Annotated in this window: 4 protein-coding genes; 1 reads left to right on the top strand and 3 read right to left on the bottom strand. The window is 45.9% G+C overall.

The window, feature by feature from the left end; translation table 11 throughout:
• From ACJ751_RS15765 to ACJ751_RS15755, 3 genes are all read right to left on the bottom strand, one after another.
• The coding region (locus ACJ751_RS15765) for a carboxypeptidase-like regulatory domain-containing protein (protein ID WP_407746460.1) at positions 1 to 1,057 on the bottom strand (1,057 nt) is incomplete at its 3' end.
• Positions 1,058 to 1,359: 302 nt separating this feature from the next.
• Entirely contained in the window at positions 1,360 to 2,529 is a 1,170-nt protein-coding gene (locus tag ACJ751_RS15760; protein WP_407746459.1) for a FecR family protein, read from the bottom strand.
• 154 nt (positions 2,530 to 2,683) lie between these two features.
• Positions 2,684 to 3,283 carry an RNA polymerase sigma-70 factor gene (locus ACJ751_RS15755; RefSeq protein WP_407746458.1) on the bottom strand — a complete coding sequence of 200 codons (600 nt, stop codon included), beginning with the start codon at positions 3,281 to 3,283 and terminating at the stop codon, positions 2,684 to 2,686.
• Positions 3,284 to 3,607: 324 nt separating this feature from the next.
• On the opposite strand from ACJ751_RS15755, the gene ACJ751_RS15750 reads away from it, so the two are divergent.
• Positions 3,608 to 4,306, top strand: a complete 699-nt coding sequence (locus ACJ751_RS15750) for a polysaccharide lyase family 7 protein (RefSeq protein ID WP_407746457.1) — start codon at positions 3,608 to 3,610, stop codon at positions 4,304 to 4,306.
• Positions 4,307 to 4,404 lie beyond the last annotated feature (98 nt).

Here is a 4,404-nt window from a genome sequence, read left to right as displayed (position 1 = left end):
CCGATACTGTACCATCATAATTATAGGTCAGTTGAAGCTTGCCTTCCTGGGGCGCTTTGGTAGTAATCACCAACACCCCGTTTGCCGCCCGCGAACCATATACTGCCGTAGCGGCAGCGTCTTTCAAGAGCGTGATCGTTTGTACGCGGTTCACATCGAGGTCGAACATCTTTTGAACGTTCACTTCAAAACCATCGAGGATAAACAACGGCAGGTTAACATTACCGGCCAGGTTGTTACGGGTAAGTACATCGCCGCCGGCAGGTAAAGACGCTGATCCGCGCACATTCACTCTTGGCAGCGAATTGGGGTTAGAGCCCAATAAATTATTCTGCTGTACCTGAAAAGAAGGGTCATAAGCCTGTATGCTTTGTAAAATGTTGGTAGGATTCACGCGTTTCAACTCATCACCCGATACTGTAACCGCATTACCGGTAAAACTTTCTTTTCTGATCTGCTGGTAACCGGTGATCACTACATCAGCCATGGGATCTTTGGCTTTTAGCTTTACCAACAGATCACCTTCTTTTGCTTTTAGTTCTATATTTTCGAAACCCACAAAGCTTATCATCAGTACAGCGCCCGGTTTTGCCCTGATAACGAAACTACCGGACGCATCTGTAACGACGCCCACTTTGGCGCCTTTTACCAACACGTTGGCGCTCACCACCGGCGTGCCTGATGCTCCATCGATCACCTTACCGTGAATCTCCACAGCAGGGACCGTATCAACCTGCTTCACTTCAGCAGGCACAGGCAACGGAGCCCTGTCGTTTACCACAATGGTCTTGTTCACAATACTGTAGGTTACAGGTTGCGCATCAAAAACCAGGTCAAGTACTTCTTTCAGGCCTTTGTTCTTTACATTTATGCTTACGGGATGCGTTTTCTGCAGCAGGCGCATGTTGTAAAAAAACACATAGCCTGTTTGCTTTTTAATTTCCCGGAAAAGCTTCTGCAGTGGAATATTCTCTTTAGTAACGGTTACCGTTTGTGAAAAACCCGCCGCAGATACCTGTAAGAAGCCCGCCAATATGAAAACAGCGGTTAACTTCATAACCAGAATAGTTTTGGACTTTACCCGCTGTGGTATGCGCACAGCTTGGTAAAGATTAGTAAAAATCATACTTTTAAAATTGGGTAAACAAATAACAGTTTCGACGCTTTTAGAGAGTTTGCCCAAATTCGGCCGGTTGCGTTCCAGCGCTTCCGGCTTCCTTTTTTTGGCAGTCAGTGTGTACGGTCAAATCAGGTCTTTCTCATGTTTTTGACAGTTTTGGTTTTAATGAACAATGGGGTTTAGCAGTTATATAGAATAAGATCCACGGTTCATGGCAGTTGTTTAGCGTCTTGCTTCTTTCATGGTAATACTGTTATTTTTCTTCCTTCTATTTTACAATGTACATTACTCAATTCCAGTATTTTGAATACTTCCTGTATGTTGCTGTTGCGGGGTATTTCGCCTTCAAAATTTTCTGCCGGCACTTTACCGGCATACACAATTTCCACATCGTACCACCTGGCTATTTCGCGCATTACGGTTTCCACACCGGCTTCGCTGAAAACAAAGCGGCCATCTTTCCAGGCAACCACCTCCTCTGTCTGAACCGGGATGGGTTGGGATGGTTGTGATGACTGGGATATGGATGTTTGTTCTCCAGGCTTCAATAAAACTGATGCAGCGTCTTTGGTAACTTTCACAGCCCCTTCCAGCAAGGTTGTTTTGATCGCAGGTTCATCATCATAAGCTTTTATATTAAAATGGGTCCCCAGCACTTCTACGCTGTTGCCTCCTGGTTTGCCTGCGGCAGAAATTATTTCAACAATGAAAGGCTGATTGTTGTGGCTCACTTCAAAATAAGCTTCACCAGTTAATTCAACTACCCGTTCCTTACCTGTGAAACCGGCGGGAAAGCGCAAAGAAGATACCGCGTTCAACCATACTTTGGTGCCATCGGGCAAAACCACCTGATACTGGCCACCACGCGGGGTGCTGATCGTATTCCAGGCAACGGCCTCCTGATTACCGTTGTGCCGGGATTGATAGATCAGCTGTCCATCCTGCTTTTTCAGCACGATGGTTTTTCCCTGCTGGCTGAGGGCACCATTGGCAGCACTGTCGAGCACGATCACAGAACCGTCTCCCAAGGTTAAGAGCGCTTTATTCCCGCCCGGCATCACGGGTCGTGTTTCGGGTTTAAGGGTATGAACAATTCCGGGTACCGGATCTTTATGGGTCAATAAGAAATAGCCTGCGGTGGCCATCAGGATCATAGTAGCTGCCGCCACCCACCTTGTGCGTTTCTTACGCCATATTGGAATTACCCGTTCAGCGGTTGCTGCCGTAAGCACATCCTGTACGTTGCTGTAAATTCTTGCGCCCACCATTTCTTCTTCGGTTTCAGTCAACGGGTTGTATAGGTCATTGCGCCGTTCGTTATACCACCCTTCTACCCGTTCTTTTTCTTCTTCAGAACAGGTACCCAGGCGATAGCGTTGTAACAGGTCGCTGAATTGATTAGCATCCATGGTAATTCATTCAAGGTTTTAGGTAAGGTTGAAATTTAATCAGGCGGGCAGGTCAGATAGCTATAAGTCGGAAAAGAGGAAAGCAGGTGGTAGAAGAAAATGAAGTTTTTTTAAAAAAATTATGAAGTCTGTATTAACGCCATGATCTACAGCGCTATTTATACACGAATGTAGCCATGATGAGCATGGCGAGGGAAACATTGCCCAGATTGGATTTGAGTATTTTCAGGGCGAGATAGATCTGCTTTTTTACCGTTTCTTCAGAGATCTGCAAACGCTGGGCGATCTCCCGGTGCGTTAAATGCTGCTGCCGGCTTAAGCGGAACACTTCCCGCATTTTTTCTGGCATTTTATCCATTACCTGGTCAATACTGGCTGCCAGTTCCCGGGCATACAACTCTTCTTCAACGGAAGGCATGGTTTGGTTCGCCTCCATGTACGTGGTAAAATCTTCGAGGTAACCTCCACGGATCATATCCTTCTCCATGCGGTCGATACATTGATAGCGGATGGCAGTTTGTAAATAAGCCCGCAGGGTGGTAACCGACAGGGTTTGGCGGCGGTTCCATAAGGAAACAAACAGTTCCTGCACGCAGTCCTCTGCTTCTTTTTGGGAGCGAAGCACGTTCATAGCCTCGCGAAAAAGCAATTTCCAGTAACGTTCGTAAATGGCGGTAAAGGCAGCCTGATCGTTTTGCGAAAGCTGTTGCAACAGAACCTGGTCAGTATGTAGTTCGTAGTCAATATGCCGCATTCTCCCAATTGCTGAACAGCGTTGAAATTACAATAAAAATATATAACGCTTGTTAGCCTTATACAATCCGTTGCTAAACAATGCTAAATAACCCGGGTAAAGCGTGTATGAATTACAATTATAGCTGAAGGATCGTACAGCCCCTGGGATGATCAGGCACTATAGTTACCTGCTAACCTAACCGAACAATATGCCAATCGCCTAGCTTCTTCCTTATGGCAAATTCACTAATTTATAGGAATCAGTTGTAAACAGCCATTATACCTGAGCGGTATTATGTCGTTTATAACATCATCCTATTCATTAATCAATAAAACTTGCCAAATGAATCGCTTATCATCAAAAATTGTATGCGCCATCCTGCTCACTATATTAGCAGGCGCCTGCAAAAAATCAGCAACACCAACCGGCGCTGCCGAACCTGACCGACAAATCAGCACCGAGGCCACTCCTACCAGTGGCTGGACGCAAACCTCCTACACCTACAGCGTTCAAACGCCCTGGAACCTGCCTCAATCTGACCGGTATAGTTATTCTTCCGGCGAACATCATTTCTGGATCTATACCGATGATGAATGCCAGTTCCAGGGTTGCACTACCGGCCCCCGCTCAGAATTACGCATGAATAATGATTATACCTCCGGCAGGCACCAGTTTGAAGGCGACGTATATATTGTATCAGGCTCAGATGGCACAGACATTATGCAGGTATTTGGCGGCGTCACCAATGCCACCGCCATCATGCTTAAAATTCATGCTGCCAGCGGTGGCACCATCAAACGCTACGATAATGAAACGCTCATGACCAACGCGTACAACAAATGGATACATGTGAACGTGCAACACGATGCCGATAATGGCAAAATATATGTTTACCTGAACAACACATTAAAAGGCACTTACGCAGACCGCGGCAAGGCAAACCATTACTTTAAATGTGGTGTGTATAATATTTCAGGCTCCCGGTCTGAAACCCGTTGGAAAAATATCAAGTACTGGAAAAACGGACCTGTAGGCCAATAAAAATCAGCGCATACAATTTCAGGAATAAAAAAAATCTCCCGATGCACCGGGAGATTTTTACATTGATAAACGCCCACCTCACCAGTTCTTTTCCTGTT

The sequence above is a fragment of the Niastella sp. genome (genome assembly GCF_045805085.1).
Lineage (GTDB): Bacteria > Bacteroidota > Bacteroidia > Chitinophagales > Chitinophagaceae > Niastella.
The sequence above is the reverse complement of the archived record's forward strand: the minus strand, read 5'-3'. Positions and strand labels throughout refer to the sequence as shown.

What these genes read in the sequence shown, in the direction of transcription:
- ACJ751_RS15760 (WP_407746459.1), bottom strand. Translation starts at nt 2,529, where the DNA reads ATGGATGCTAATCAATTCAGCGACCTGTTACAACGCTATCGCCTGGGT.
- ACJ751_RS15755 (WP_407746458.1), bottom strand. Translation starts at nt 3,283, where the DNA reads ATGCGGCATATTGACTACGAACTACATACTGACCAGGTTCTGTTGCAA.
- ACJ751_RS15750 (WP_407746457.1), top strand. Translation starts at nt 3,608, where the DNA reads ATGAATCGCTTATCATCAAAAATTGTATGCGCCATCCTGCTCACTATA.